General features: G+C 64.8%; 11 protein-coding genes. 3 read left to right on the top strand and 8 right to left on the bottom strand.

Translation table 11 applies throughout. The features are described 5' to 3' along the window. A partial coding sequence (locus VA602_RS01820; protein ID WP_323452324.1) for an FMN-binding glutamate synthase family protein occupies window positions 1–1,378 on the bottom strand: 1,378 nt, incomplete at its 3' end. A 185-nt stretch (window positions 1,379–1,563) separates the two neighbouring features. Between VA602_RS01820 and VA602_RS01815 the strand changes: the two genes are divergently transcribed. Next, a complete protein-coding gene (locus VA602_RS01815) occupies window positions 1,564–1,821 on the top strand; it encodes a type B 50S ribosomal protein L31 (RefSeq protein WP_054891864.1) in 258 nt (85 codons plus the stop codon). Between the two features lie 6 nt (window positions 1,822–1,827). Here VA602_RS01815 and VA602_RS01810 read toward each other — a convergent pair whose 3' ends face one another. Then, entirely contained in the window at window positions 1,828–6,111 is a 4,284-nt protein-coding gene (locus VA602_RS01810; protein WP_323452323.1) for a DEAD/DEAH box helicase, read from the bottom strand. A 141-nt stretch (window positions 6,112–6,252) separates the two neighbouring features. Here VA602_RS01810 and VA602_RS01805 point away from each other — a divergent pair, with 141 nt between their 5' ends. Continuing rightward, entirely contained in the window at window positions 6,253–6,666 is a 414-nt protein-coding gene (locus VA602_RS01805) for an NUDIX hydrolase (protein WP_125930577.1), read from the top strand. Here VA602_RS01805 and metR read toward each other — a convergent pair. Continuing rightward, window positions 6,650–7,567: a transcriptional regulator MetR gene (gene metR, locus VA602_RS01800; RefSeq protein ID WP_054891810.1), complete on the bottom strand. Its 918-nt coding sequence runs from the start codon at window positions 7,565–7,567 to the stop codon at window positions 6,650–6,652. The genes VA602_RS01805 and metR overlap by 17 nt on opposite strands. 197 nt (window positions 7,568–7,764) lie before the next feature. On the opposite strand from metR, the gene VA602_RS01795 reads away from it, so the two are divergent. Next, a complete protein-coding gene (locus tag VA602_RS01795) occupies window positions 7,765–8,760 on the top strand; it encodes an alpha/beta fold hydrolase (RefSeq protein WP_323452322.1) in 996 nt (331 codons plus the stop codon). Between the two features lie 21 nt (window positions 8,761–8,781). Here VA602_RS01795 and aauR read toward each other — a convergent pair whose 3' ends face one another. The 5 genes from aauR to VA602_RS01770 are packed head-to-tail and all read right to left on the bottom strand — an operon-like array spanning window position 8,782 to window position 14,234. Further along, window positions 8,782–10,107 (bottom strand): two-component response regulator AauR, encoded by a 1,326-nt coding sequence (gene aauR / locus VA602_RS01790; protein WP_054891808.1) that lies wholly within the window; start codon window positions 10,105–10,107, stop codon window positions 8,782–8,784. Window positions 10,108–10,120: 13 nt separating this feature from the next. Beyond that, the gene (gene aauS / locus VA602_RS01785; protein ID WP_323452321.1) at window positions 10,121–12,025 is read right to left on the bottom strand and encodes a two-component sensor histidine kinase AauS; all 1,905 of its coding nucleotides are present in this window, start codon (window positions 12,023–12,025) and stop codon (window positions 10,121–10,123) included. A 60-nt stretch (window positions 12,026–12,085) separates the two neighbouring features. Beyond that, window positions 12,086–12,820: an amino acid ABC transporter ATP-binding protein gene (locus VA602_RS01780; RefSeq protein ID WP_065863099.1), complete on the bottom strand. Its 735-nt coding sequence runs from the start codon at window positions 12,818–12,820 to the stop codon at window positions 12,086–12,088. Continuing rightward, a complete protein-coding gene (locus VA602_RS01775) occupies window positions 12,817–13,488 on the bottom strand; it encodes an amino acid ABC transporter permease (RefSeq protein ID WP_054891805.1) in 672 nt (223 codons plus the stop codon). Before VA602_RS01775 ends, VA602_RS01780 begins: the two co-directional genes overlap by 4 nt. After that, complete coding sequence (locus VA602_RS01770) at window positions 13,488–14,234, bottom strand: amino acid ABC transporter permease (protein ID WP_323452320.1); 747 nt, start codon at window positions 14,232–14,234, stop codon at window positions 13,488–13,490. Before VA602_RS01770 ends, VA602_RS01775 begins: the two co-directional genes overlap by 1 nt. Between the last annotated feature and the right edge of the window lie 58 nt (window positions 14,235–14,292).

Raw genomic sequence — 14,292 nt, 5'->3', positions numbered from 1 at the left:
TGTGGTGGAAGTTGAGCACCCGCTGGGCCTTGTCGGGCACCACCAGTGCGCGCTGGCGCAGGGCGTCCTGGGTAGCAACGCCGGTCGGGCACTTGTTGGTGTGGCAGCTCTGCGACTGGATGCAACCGATGGCGAACATGAAGCCGCGTGCAGAGTTGGCCCAGTCGGCGCCGATGGCCAGCACGCTGGCGATGTCGAAGGCACTGACGATCTTGCCACTGGCGCCGAGCTTGATCTTGTCGCGCAGGTTCAGGCCGACCAGGGTGTTGTGCACGAACAGCAGGCCCTCGCGCAGGGGTACGCCGATGTGGTCGGTGAACTCCACCGGGGCGGCGCCGGTACCGCCCTCCTTGCCGTCGACGACGATGAAATCGGGCAGGATGCCGGTTTCCAGCATGGCCTTGGCGATGCCCATGAATTCCCAGGGATGGCCCAGGCAGAACTTGAAACCAACTGGCTTGCCACCGGACAGTTCACGCAGCTGGGCGATGAACTGCATCATTTCGATGGGCGTGGAGAACGCGCTGTGGCGAGACGGCGAGATGCAGTCCTCGCCCATGACGATGCCGCGGGTGTCGGCGATTTCCTGGGTCACCTTGTGCTTGGGCAGGATGCCGCCGTGGCCGGGCTTGGCGCCCTGGCTCATCTTGATTTCGATCATCCGCACCTGTGGGTTGGCGGCCTGCTCGGCGAAGCGCGCGGGGTCGAAGCGTCCGTCCGCGGTACGGCAGCCGAAGTAGCCGCTGCCCAGTTCCCAGACCAGGTCGCCACCGTGCTCGCGGTGGTAGGGGCTGATGCTGCCTTCGCCGGTGTCATGGGCGAAGTTGCCGAGCCGGGCACCTTCGTTGAGGGCACGGATGGCGTTGGCACTGAGCGAACCGAAGCTCATGGCCGAGATGTTGAAGATCGATGCCGAGTAAGGCTGGCTGCACTGCGGGCCGCCGACGGTGATGCGGAAACCTGTCGGGTCGGCCAGTGGTGCGGGGCGCATGGAGTGGCCGATGAACTCGAAACCCGACTGATACACATCGATCAGGGTGCCGAAGGGTTTGTCGGAGGCTTCGTTCTTGGCGCGGGCGTACACCAGCGAGCGCTGGGCGCGGGAGAAGGGCAGGGCATCGCTGTCGGATTCGAGCAGGTACTGGCGGATCTCCGGGCGAATGCCTTCGACCAGGTAGCGAATGTTGCCCAGAATCGGGTAGTTGCGGCGTACCGCATGGCGTTTCTGCAGCAGGTCGAACAGGCCGATCAGGCTGAGCACGGCGGTGGTCAGGGTGAAGGGCCACAGCCATTCGTGGTGCAGGAAGGGAAGGCTGGCCAAGGTGAACAGCACACAGGCAGCGAACACGGCGTAACGGCTGAGGAGTGACAGACTCATGCGAAAATCCTTGCGAATGCTTCGGTCAATCAGGCTCAGGGGCCTGGGCAAACCCCGACCATAGCCCGGTCGGGTGACAAATGGCCAGCGGACGAAAGGCGAGGGAAAATGAAATTTCGGGTATCGAAAATCATTCTCAATGTAGTATGTTATAAAGTATCAACTTTATGACCGAGGTGATTTTCATGAAAGCAGGTATCCATCCCGAATATCGTCCCGTGCTGTTCCACGACACGGCGGCGGATGTGTTCTTTCTGATCGGATCGACCGTGGAAACGGATCGCACCCAGGTTCACAGCGACGGCCAGACCTACCCCTACGTGGCGCTGGATGTGTCCAGTGCATCGCACCCGGTTTACACCGGTCAGCAGCGCAAAACGACTGTCGAGGGGCGAGTGGCCGGGTTCAACAAGCGTTTTGCAGGGTTTGCCGCGAAGGTTTAGGTGCGCTCAGTTGTCGCGCAACAGGCGCTGGCGCCAGGTTTGCTGTTCCTCGGCCGGTCCCTCGATCAGAAACCGGTAGTTGCCCGCGATCCGCACTGCCACCGGCACGCCGTCGCGATACAGCAGGCGGTTGCCCCCCGCAGCCGGTAGCTTGCTACCAGGCAGCAGGGTGCCGACCAGGTTCAATGGATCGCTGGCGCTGACCACCACCAGCGCCCCGTCCACTTCCCGCCGCCGCACCTGGCGCAATAACCCCACGGCTTCGGGCAGGGCGAACTGTTCGCCGGCCAGCCCGGCAATGAACCGCCCGCCACGGATTTCCCCGCGTGCCTCCAGCCGGTGATAACAACGCAGGAGTTCGCGCCATGGCGGTAGTGCTGCGCTTTCGCGCTCCAGCAGGCGCCAGCAGATCACCCCATAACGACGCAACAAGCTGCGGGCTATACGTTCCAGGCGCTGGTCGCTGTCCTGTTCGCCAGCGCTGCGCCGCAGCAGCGCCCAGCGACCGGCCTGCACCATGCTGCTGGACAGCGGTGGATGACCGCGGCGGCTATTGCGTGACGAACGTTTGGCCGCCGGCGTTATCAGGCTGCGCAGACCGCTGAAGCTGTCGGCGCCCGCCAGCCCCGAGCCGACCAGTTCCTGCAGGGCGTTTTCCAGCTCGCTGGGCAGCAGGCGGGCTTGCTCGGCCAGCTCGTCGAAGAACAGCGCGCCATGGGCCTGCAAAGCCTGGTGCACGCGCTGTGCCCGTGCGCCGAGCGCCTCGGGCGACGGAATGCTGGCCAGGCTGCGCCACAGGGCGAGGCGTTCGCGCGGCAGAAGCACCAGCGGCGTGCTCGACAGGGTACTGCTCGACACAGTGGCGGCCAGCCGCGTCCAGGCCCACTGGCCACTGCGACAGGCGTCGTCAAGCCAGTGCGGGCTGTAGTCCTTGATCCGCGCAGGCAACAGCTCCGCCTCCCAGGCCCCGGCGGCGCAGGGGAAGCCCTCGAGCTGTCCGAGCACCTGCGCTACCGCCTGCGGCCCGCGCAGGCGTTCCTCCTGGCTCAGGTGCTGCCAGTCGAACTGAAAACGCATGAAATCCTGCAGGCTGACCGGTTCGATCTCCCGGCGCAGGCGCTTGACGGTATAGCGGTGAATGCGTGCCAGCAGGTGACGCTCGCACCATTGCAGTGGCGGCTGGCCTGGGCTGAAGTGCCCGCGCAAGACATAGCCTTCGCGCTCCAGCCGCGCCAACGCCTGTTCGACGTCGCTCTCGCTGCGGCTCAATGGCGTGGCGATCTGCGCCAGGGTGAGTGGGCCGAAGGCGCTCAGGCGGCCACGCAGCAGATCGCTCAAGGCGCTATCCGCATCGACGACCTGGTCGAAGCCGGGCAATGGCTGCAGGGCAGGGGCGAGCGAAGCGTCGGGGTACAGCGTGGTCATCGACCTCAGGCGCTCGCGAGCCAGCCACAGCGGCTGGCCGCAGGTGTCCAGACGGCAGGCACGGCCAGCGTCTGCCAACTGCCCGAGCAGGGCTGCCCAGCCATCGTTGGCTTGCACCTCGGCTTGCGTGATCGTGCCCAGGCTCATCAGCGCCTCGTGCATTTCGTCGAGGTTGAGCGGTCTTGGCCAGGCCTCATCCGCGACCGCACTGATCGCATCGGCGTCCAGCGCGCCGAGGTCGTCGCCGCTGCTTACCTCGTTCCAGCGCCGGTTGAGCACCGCTTGGGTACGGCGCTCCTCCAGCGGTGCATCGTCGAGAAACGCATAGGGACGAGCATTGAGGATGGCCGCGGCCAGCGGTGAGGGGGCGGGCAGGTCGCGGCTGAGCAGGCGCACCTCGCCGCTTTCCATGCGCCGCAGCAGTGCCAGCCAGCCCTCGCTGTCCATGGCGTCGTGCAGACAATCGTCGAGGGTCTGTTGCACCAGCGGATGGTCGGGAATCTGGCGCTCGCCGACGATGTTTTCAAGGCAGGCGATCTGGTCGGGGAACACTGTGGCGACCAGGTCTTCGCTCTTCATCCGCTGGATCTGCGGCGCTACCTTGCGCCCTCCGATGAAGCGCGGCAGGGCCATCGCCACGGCCGCGTTCCAGCGCCAACGCACACCAAACAGCGGCGCGTCGAGCAGTGCCTGGACCAGCACCTGCTCGGCGGTGCGGCTCGACAGGTAGCGCCACACTTCATCGAGGTCGAAGCTGTGGCTGGTGGACAGCGACAGCACGATCGCATCTTCGCTGGCCGCCGCCTGCAATTCGAAATTGAAGGTGCGGCAGAAGCGTTTGCGCAGGGCCAGGCCCCAGGCGCGGTTGATGCGGCTGCCGTAGGGGGAGTGGATGATCAGTTGGGTGCCGCCGGACTCGTCGAAAAAGCGCTCCATCACCAGTGTCTGCTGCGACGGCAGGGCGCCCAGCACTTGCTGGGTACGGCCCAGGTAGTCGAGCAACTGGCTGGCGCTGTCGTCGTCCAGCACATAGTCGGCTTTCAGCCACTGCAGCACGTGGGACTGGTCGCCTGCATGCTGCTGCAGCTGCTCATCGAGACGTGCCTGCAGGCGCGCGACTGCGGTGGACAATTCGTCACTGCGCCCCGGCGCTTCACCGAGCCAGAAGGGGATGGTCGGCGGCAGGCCATGGGCATCCTCGACCCGTACCCGCCCGGGCTCCACGCGCAGGATGCGATAGGAGGCGTTGCCCAGCTGGAAGATATCGCCGGCGATGCTTTCCACCGCGAAGTCTTCATTGACGCTGCCGATGTTCAGTGCCTGGGGTTCGAGCAGCACGCTGTAGTCGGCAGTCTCGGGGATGGTACCGCCGCTGGTCAGGGCAGTGAGCTGGCTGCCGCGACGTCCACGCAGGGTGGCATTCACTGCGTCGCGATGCAGGTAGGCGCTGCGTACACCCTGGCAGCCGTTGTAACCCTCGGTGAGCATCTGCAGCAGGGCCTGGTAATGCGCCTGATCAAGCCCTGCATAGGGCATCGCGGCGCGCAGGCAGTCGAACAACGCCTGCTCTGGCCAAGGCTGGTTGCTGACTTCGGCGATGATCTGCTGGGCCAGTACATCCAGTGGCGCGTTGGGGATGTGCAGCAGGTCCAGCTCGCCCCGGCGCACGCAGTCGAGCAAGGCCACGCATTCGATCAGGTCGTCACGCGAGGTAGGGAACAGTCGGCCCTTGGGAATGCCATCGACCTGGTGCCCCGAGCGGCCGACGCGTTGCAGGAAGGCGGCAATGGAGCCGGGCGAGGCTATCTGGCACACCAGGTCGACGTCGCCGATATCGATGCCCAGTTCCAACGACGCAGTAGCTACCAGCATCCGCAGACCACCAGCCTTCAGGCGCTGTTCGGCTGACAGGCGATGCTCCTTGGCCAGGCTGCCATGGTGGGCGGCGACTGCGTCCTGGCCCAGGCGCTCGCTCAGATGCCGGGTCAGGCGTTCGGCCAGGCGCCGGGTGTTGACGAACACCAGCGTGGTGCGGTGCTCGCGGGCCAGGGCGGCGAGTCGGTCGTAGAGCAGTTCCCAGACATCCGTGGCCATCACCGCGCCCAGCGGCACCGGCGGCACCTCGATGGCCAGGTCGCGCTCGCGGCTGTGGCCGACATCGACGATGGCGCAGGGCCGCTGATGCCCGACCAGGAACTGCGCCACCCGCTCGACCGGGCGCTGCGTGGCCGACAGGCCGATGCGGCGCAACGGTCGGCCGCACAGGGCTTGCAGGCGCTCCAGGGTCAGTGCCAGGTGGCAGCCGCGCTTGTTGCCGGCCAGGGCGTGGATCTCGTCGACGATCACCGTGTGCACCTGGTTCAGCCCGGCACGACCCGAGGCCGAACCGAGCAGTACGTACAGCGATTCAGGCGTTGTCACCAGGATGTGCGGTGCGCGTTTGCGCATGGCTGCGCGGTCTTTTTGCGGTGTATCGCCGGTGCGCACGGCGGTGGTGATGTGTGGTGCTTTCAGGCCCTGCTCGGCGAGTGCCTGAGCGATGCCTTCGAGAGGCGCCTGGAGATTGAGGCGAATGTCGTTGGACAACGCCTTGAGCGGTGAAACGTAGATCACCTGGGTTTGCGCGGGCAGCTCGCCGTCGTGCTCCAGACCTTGGCGAAACAGTTCGTCGAGCACTGCGAGAAAGGCGCTGAGGGTCTTGCCCGAGCCGGTCGGAGCGGCCAGCAGCATCGACTGGCCGGCGTGGATCAGCGGCCAGGCGCGGGCCTGGGCGTCGGTGACGGTGGCGAAGCGTTGCCGGAACCAAGTGCCGACGGCGGGGTGGAACAGGTCGAGCACCGGGTGCTGCTGTGCGGGCAGGTTCATGCAGTGTTTATGGCGTTTGGCGAGGTGGTTGGCAAGGGGCCGTTCGTCCGGCTTAGGGCGGAGCTGGCGTTTGCCCCGGTAAACCCGCTCAGAGCGCGCTGCATAAGGTATCCTCGCCAGCCTCTGTCCAGGAATGCCCCCATGACCAAGACTATCCATATCGCCGCCGCCCTGCTCATCGACCCGGCGGGCCGTACCCTGCTGGTACGCAAGCGCGGCACCCAGGCCTTCATGCAACCGGGTGGCAAGATCGATGCCGGCGAAACGCCGGTCCAGGCGCTGGTGCGCGAGCTGCACGAAGAGCTGGGCGTGCGCATCGACCCCGAGCAGGCCGTGCACCTTGGCCGTTTCAGCGCTCCGGCGGCCAACGAGCCAGGTTTTGAAGTACAGGCCGAGCTGTTTCGCGTCGAATGCGCCGAGGCGGTGATCCCGGCCGCGGAAATCGACGAAGTTCACTGGCTGGCGGCCGATCAGGCGCCAACCCTGGCACTGGCACCCTTGACCCGCGACCTGATCCTGCCGCTGTGGCGTGAGGGCCTCAGCGCACCGCGCTGACACCGTCGAGGGTGGCGAACGAGGTATCCTTGGCGGTCAGCAGGAAATCACGCATGTACGGCGCATCGAGCATGTCGGTGCGCACTGCGGCATAGAGCGTGGCGAACAGGCCTTTCTCGCCCAGGCGCTTGCCCTTCACGTAGCCACGCGAGCTGTACTCGTGCAATGCCCAGTGCGGCATGCCGCACACCCCGCGACCGCTGGCGACCAACTGCATCATCATCACTGTCAGCTCCGAGGTGCGAACCGCGGCCGGTTCGATATCGGCAGGCTCCAGGAAGCGGGTGAAGATGTCCAGGCGATCACGCTCCACCGGGTAGGTGATGAGGGTCTGGTCGGCCAGGTCGTCCGGAACGATGTAGGGCTTGCTCGCCAGCGCGTGCTGGTTGGCCACCGCCAGCATGGCTTCGTAGGTGAACAGCGGCACGTAGGTGATGCCAGCCAGGTCCAGCGGGTCGGAGGTCACCACCAGGTCGAGATCGCCCCGGGCCAGCGCAGGCAAGGGGGCGAAGGCAAAGCCCGAGGCCAGGTCCAGCTCGACCTCCGGCCAGGCATCGCGGAACTGGTCGATGGTTGGCATCAGCCACTGGAAGCAGCTGTGGCACTCGATGGCCATGTGCAGGCGGCCCGCGGTGCCGCCGGCGAGGCGGGCGATGTCGCGTTCGGCGCCACGCAGCAGCGGCAGGGTGGCGTCGGCCAGTTGCAGCAGGCGCAGGCCGGCACTGGTGAAGCGGATCGGCTTGGTCTTGCGCACGAACAGTTGCATCCCCAGGCGCTCTTCCAGCTCCTTGAACTGGTGCGACAGCGCCGACTGGGTCAGGTGCAGGCGCTCGGCGGCCTCCACCAGGCTGTCGGCTTCGCGCAGGGCATGAAGGGTTTTCAGGTGACGGATTTCCAGCACTTGCAACTCCGGGAGAAACACTTGGTAAAAGATCGATTGGGTTGAGTTTCTCTCATGTTGCTGTGTCTGTCGACAGCACCCTGCAGATGACCGTTCGGCGACATTAATCAAACTGTCACGCAACTGTGGCAGCGCCATCGCATGGATTTCATCAGACTCGCGCTCTACTGGGGATTTGCATTCTGGTGTTTCCTTCCATGCGGGTTTTTCTGATTTTCTTTCTTTTGTTGTGCGGGGTGCCGACAGGTTTCGCCGCCGGGCGTTGCGACGCCCATGTACCGGTGCAGCGAGCCGAGCTGGGTGAGTTGAGCCTGGTCTACCAGAGCGTTAGCACGCCGGGGGATCCGGCATTGCTGCTGGTCATGGGCCTGGGCGGGCAATTGATCCACTGGCCGGATGATGTGGTCGAGGCATTGTGTCGCCAAGGTTTTCGGGTCATTCGTTATGACAACCGCGATGTCGGCCTGTCGCGCTGGAACCAGGCGCCGGCGTCGGCCAACCTCACCGTCGAGTTGCTGCGCTACAAGCTTGGCCTGCCAGTGGCGGCGCCCTACAGCCTGACTGACATGGCCGGTGACGGTCTGCACCTGATGGATGTGCTTGGAATCGAGCAGTTCCATGTGTTGGGGGTAAGCATGGGCGGGATGATCGCCCAGCACCTGGCAGCCATGGCGCCGCAGCGTGTGCGCAGCCTGACGCTGGTCATGTCCAGCTCCGGTGCCGAAGGCTTGCCGGCGCCGAATCCTGCGTTGGTGCAGTTGCTGGCGCGGCGCAGTGCTCCGAGCCGTGAAGTGGCGCTGGAGCAGCAGGCCGACCTGCTGGCGGCTCTGGGCAGCCCGACGGTGCACGATGATCGCGCGGTGCTGTTGCAGCAGGCGGCGTTGGCCTATGACCGGGCGTTCAATCCGGAGGGGGTCAAGCGCCAGATCATGGCGATCCTGGCGGAACCGAGCCGGGTGGCGCTGCTCAACCAGTTGCGTGTGCCTACGCTGGTCGTGCATGGCACGGCCGACCCGCTGCTCCCGGTGATGCATGGGGTGCACTTGGCGGCGCACATCCAAGGCAGCCAGTTACGCTTGATTCCAGGGTTGGCGCACCGCTTCCAGGAGCCGTTCAAGGCGCCGTTGCTGGCGGCGGTGCTGCCCTACCTGAAGGCGCATCGTCAGGATGCGACGCACCTGGCAGGGCTTTGAGTCGGGTGGCGCTGAGCCCTGTCAGCCCAACCCGTACTTCTTCACCTTGTCGAACAACGTCGTCTTGGCCATGCCCAGCTCCTGGCTGGCCTGGCTAAGGTTGCCGCCAGTGCGCTGCAAGGCATCACTGAGCAGGTTGCGTTCGAACGCTTCCACCGCCTCGGCAAAGCCCAGCCCCTGGCTTGCACTGCCACCGGCCTTCTTGAACGCCGGCAAGCCCAGCGCATAGCGCTCGGCGACGTTGCGCAGCTCGCGCACATTGCCCGGCCAGTCATGAGCCATGAGCCGCGACAATGTCTGGCTGTCCAGCTCGGGAACTTCGCGGTCGAAGCGTAGCGCCGATTGCTGCAGGAAATGCTCGAACAACTGCAGTACGTCCTCGCGGCGTTCGCGCAACGGCGGCAACTCGAGCGTAACCACGTTGAGGCGATAGTACAGGTCGCTGCGGAACTGCCCGGCCTGGCCCATGGCGTCCAGGTCCGACTTGGTGGCAGCGATCACCCGGCAGTCCACCGGGATGCTCTGGTTCGAGCCCAGGCGCTCGAGAGTGCGCTCCTGCAAGACGCGCAGCAGCTTGATCTGCAGGTTGATCGGCATGCTCTCGACTTCATCGAGGAACAGTGTCCCGCCATTGGCATGCTCGATCTTGCCGATCCGCCGTTTGCCTGCGCCGGTGAACGCGTTGGCTTCATGGCCGAAGATTTCGCTCTCGAACAGGTTTTCCGGCAGGCCGCCGCAGTTCAAGGCCACGAAGGGGGCTGTCTGGCGCCGGCTGAAATCGTGCAGGCAACGGGCGACCAGTTCCTTGCCTGTGCCGGTCTCGCCTTCGATCAGTACGTTGGCCGAGGTGTCGGCGACGTTGGCGATCAGTTCGCGCAGGTTCTGCATGGCAGGCGAGCGGCCGATGATCCGTCCTTCCAGCGAGCTGTGACCGGCCAGTTGCCGGCGCAGGGCGACCACTTCGCGCGACAGGCCGCGTTGCTCCAGCGCCCGGCGTACCACATCGACCAGTCGCTCTGGCGAGAACGGCTTCTCCATGAAGTCGTAGGCGCCGTTGCGCATGGCGCCGACGGCCATGTCGATGTCGCCGTGGCCGGTGATCAGCACCACCGGCAGGCTGCGGTCGCGGGCCTTGAGGCGATTGAGCAGCTCCAGGCCGTCGATGCCCGGCAGGCGAATGTCGCTGACGACGATCCCGGCGAAATCGTCACCGATCCGCTCCAGGGCCTGTTCGGCGCTGCCGACGCCTTCGCAAGCGATATCCTCGAGCGCCAGCGCCTGCTGGCAACCGAGCAGCACGTGGGGGTCGTCTTCGACGATCAGGACAGTCAAGGGTGCTTGGTTCATGGGGACCCTTCGTTCATGGGGCATCGGCCGAGTCTGTGGGGGAGGTGACCAGGGGCAGGGTGAGGATGAAGGCTGTACCGCCGCCAGCGGGGTGCTCGACGCTCAAGGTGCCCTTGGCGGCTGTGGCGAGGCTGGCCGACAAGGTCAGGCCCAGGCCCAGGCCATGCTCGCCCGGTTTGGTGGTGAAGAACGGTTCGAACAGGTGCTTGCGGGCCTCGATGTCAATGCCGTGGCCGTTGTCGCGAACCCGCAGGCGGTATCTGTCGCCTGCCAGTTCGCCTTCCAGCCACAGCTGCGGATGGGGTTGGGCGGTCATGGCGTCGAGGGCGTTGCCAAGCAGGTTGACCAGGATCTGTTCCAGGCGCGTCTGGTCGATCGCCAGCGGCTGGTCATCGAATTGGCGATGCAATTGCAGGTTGCACGCGCCGATGCGGTTGCCGAGTACCTGCAGGGACGCCTCCACCGCCTTGCCCAGCGAGGCGCGGCCGCTGTCCTCGCCACGCCGGGCGAAGGAGCGCAGGCTGGCGGTGATGCGCCCCATGCGATCGATCAGGTCGTTCATGGTGCGCAGGTTGGTGCTGGCGGTCTCGAAGGCTCCGCGTTCGAGGAAGCGCACGGTATTGCCCGACAGGGTACGCAGTGCCGCCAGCGGCTGGTTCAGCTCATGGGCGATGCTGGTCGACATCTGCCCGATGGCTGCCAGCTTGCCGGCCTGGACCAACTCGTCCTGGGCATGGCGCAGGGTCTGCTCGGCGTGACGTCGTTCGCGGATCTGCCCCTTGAGTCGTTCGTTGCTGGCACGCAGGTCGGCGGTACGTTCTGTGATCCGCCGCTCCAGCAGGCTATTGGCTTCTTCCAAGGCTTCGCGGGCGGCCAGGCGCGTGGCGATCACCTTGCGCCGCTCGTTCCAGGCGATGCCGAGGATTGCCAGCAGGGCGAAGGCAACGCCGACCAGGATGCCCTGGACCATCGATTCGCGATGCAGATCCTGCAGCGGGGTGAGCAGGGTGAAGTGCCAGGGGGTGTCAGCCAGGCGTCGGGTCTGGGCCAGGTAGGCGACTTCACGCACTTTGCCCTGGGCGGTTTCGCTGTTGGCCGGGAAGGTCAGTTTTTCTACACCATCGCCCAGCGTCTCGCGGGCCAGCGGTTGCAGTTCGTTGAGTGGCCACCAGTAGTACTGCAGGCTGCGCGCCAGTTCTTCCTTGATCTGCGGGGTAAGCGGGCGCACCGACTTCAGCCGCCGGGCGGGATCGCTGGAAAGGATGATGATGCCGTTCTCGTCGCTGACGAATGCTTCGAGGCGGGCACGTTGCCAACGCTCTTCCAGGGTGTCCAGGCGGACCTTGATCACCGCGACGCCGATGATCTTGCCGTGCTCTTCCAGGCCATGGGCCAGATAGTAGCCAGCTTCTCCGGTGGTGCTGCCGATGCCATAGAAACGCCCAGGCTGACCGCGCACGGCGTCCTGGAAATAGGCGCGGAAGGCCAGGTCTTCTCCCAGAAAGGAGTCGGCGTCGCGCCAGTTGCTGGTGGCCTGCACCCGGCCGCTGGTGTCCAGGACGTAGATCGCCCGGCTGCGGCTGCGGCGGTTCAGGCCTTCGAGGTATTCGTTGACGACCTGCCGCGAGCCGCCGTCAGGTTCGGCGAGCAGTTGCGAGACGCTGTCTTCGAGCTCCAGCAGACTCGGCAGGTAGGTGTACTTGCTGATTTCGCTTTCGACCGTGCGCGCGTGCAGCTCGAGCTGGCGCTCGCCGTTCTCGCTCAGGGCGCGGATGCCGTTGTTTTCGCTGATCATGTAGCCGACCAGGCCCAGACCGACCATCAGCAGGACGATCAGTGGTGGGAGGAACAGTTGGCGGATCAGGCGGGATTTCACGGCAGGCTTGGCAGGGCGAAGTAGCGAAGGATCGCATTTCATCACAGTGGCCTTGTCACGACCAGCGTCCGCTGCCCTGGCAGGCAGCGGACACCGGGATCATCAGTGCTGCAGGATCTTGCTGAGGAAGTGCTGGGTGCGTTCGTGGCGACCTTCGGGGTTGCCGAAGAAGTCTTCCTTCTGGCAGTCCTCGATGATGTTGCCCTTGTCCATGAAGATCACCCGGTTGGCGACCTTGCGGGCGAAGCCCATTTCGTGGGTCACGCACATCATGGTCATGCCCTCATGGGCGAGCTCGACCATCACGTCCAGTACTTCGTTGACCATTTCCGGGTCCAGTGCCGAGGTCGGTTCGTCGAACAGCATGACGATCGGGTCCATCGACAGGGCGCGGGCGATCGCCACGCGCTGCTGCTGGCCGCCGGAGAGCTGGCCGGGGTGTTTCTTGGCATGGGCGCCGAGGCCTACGCGCTCGAGCAAGGCCAGGCCTTTCTTGGTGGCTTCCGCCTCGCTGCGGCCGAGCACCTTGCGCTGGGCGATGGTCAGGTTTTCGGTGATCGACAGGTGCGGGAACAGCTCGAAGTGCTGGAATACCATGCCCACCCGCGAACGCAGTTTGGGCAGGTTGGTCTTCGGATCGGCGATCGAAGTGCCGTCGACCACGATGTCGCCCTTCTGGAACGGCTCCAGCGCGTTGACGCACTTGATCAGGGTGGACTTGCCCGAGCCGGATGGGCCGCAGACCACCACCACTTCACCTTTCTTGACCTCGGTGGTGCAATCGGTCAGCACCTGGAAGTCCCCGTACCACTTGTTGACGTTCTTGATGGAAATCATACGGCGATCCTTTTTTGCAGACGCTTGACCAACCAGGAAGCGGAGAAACTGATGAGGAAGTACACGACGCCGGCAAAGATCAGGAACTCGTGGGAGCGCCCGATGATGTCGCCGTTGGAGCGTGCCGAGTTGAGGAAGTCCACCAGGCCCACGGTGTAGACCAGCGAGGTGTCCTGGAACAGGATGATGCTCTGCTGCAGCAGCAGCGGGGTCATCTTGCGGAACGCCTGGGGCAGGATGATCAAGCGCATGCACTGGCCGTAGGTCATGCCCAGTGCCTGCGCGGCGCCCATCTGGCCCTTGGAGATCGATTGCACGCCCGCACGCACGATTTCGCAGAAGTAGGCCGCCTCGAACATCATGAAGGCCACGACGCAGGAGGTGAACGCGCCGATCGGGGTGTCTTCGCCGGTAATCCAGCGCAGGACGAAGGGCACGGCCAGGTAGAACCAGGTGATCACCAGCAGCAGCGGGATGGAGCGGAAGTAGTTGACGTAGGCGCCGGCGATATTGGCCAGCAGCTTGCTCGACGACAACCGCATCAGCGCCAGGACGGTCCCCAGCGCGATACCACCGACCACACCCATGACCATCAGTTGCAAGGTCATGACCATGCCGTCCCACAGGGCGGGCAGGGCAGGGATGATTTCGCTGAAATCCATGTCCATTACTTACCTCCCACGGAAATCAGGCCAGGCACGGCAACTTTCTTCTCGACCATGCGCATCAGCAGCATCAGGCCCATGTTCAGGGTGAAGTAGATCAGCGTGGCCAGAGTGAAGGCCTCGAACAGGTTGGCGGAGAACTCGGCGGTCTGCTTGGTCTGGGCCAGCAGCTCCATCAAGCCGATCAGCGACGCCACCGAGGAGTTCTTGAACACGTTCAGGAATTCGGAGGTGAGCGGCGGAATGATGATCCGGTAGGCCTGTGGCAGCAGCACGTTCATGTAGATCTGCGTCAGGCTGAAGCCCATCGCGCGCCCGGCAGACTCCTGTCCGCGGGGCAGGGCCTGGATACCGGTGCGCACTTGTTCGCAGACACGCGCGGCGGTGAACAGGCCAAGGCAGATGATTACGCTGATCAGTGCCGAGGTGGTCGGGTTGAGGTCCTGCTTGAACCACTCCTGCAGGCCCTCCGGAAGCAGGTCCGGTACCAGGAAGTACCAGATGAACAGCTGCACCAGCAGCGGTACGTTGCGGAACAGTTCCACGTAGGCGGTGGCGATGCCCGATACCAGACGGTTCGGCACGGTGCGCATGACGCCAAGCAGCGATCCCAGCAGCAAGGCGATGATCCAGGCGCAGATGGCGATGGCGATGGTCCAGCCCAGACCGGTGACGTACCAGTCCAGATAGATTTCGCTGCCCACGCCAGTGGACTTGAAGAACACGCCCCAGTCCCAGTTGTAATTCATCGGGATTTCCCCTCAGACGGTTGTTTCACGGGCACCTTTGAACTTCCAAGAGCGCTGG

It is taken from the genome of Pseudomonas machongensis (genome assembly GCF_034961125.1).
Taxonomy (GTDB): domain Bacteria; phylum Pseudomonadota; class Gammaproteobacteria; order Pseudomonadales; family Pseudomonadaceae; genus Aquipseudomonas; species Aquipseudomonas machongensis.
This window is presented reverse-complemented; position numbering and strand designations above follow the sequence as displayed.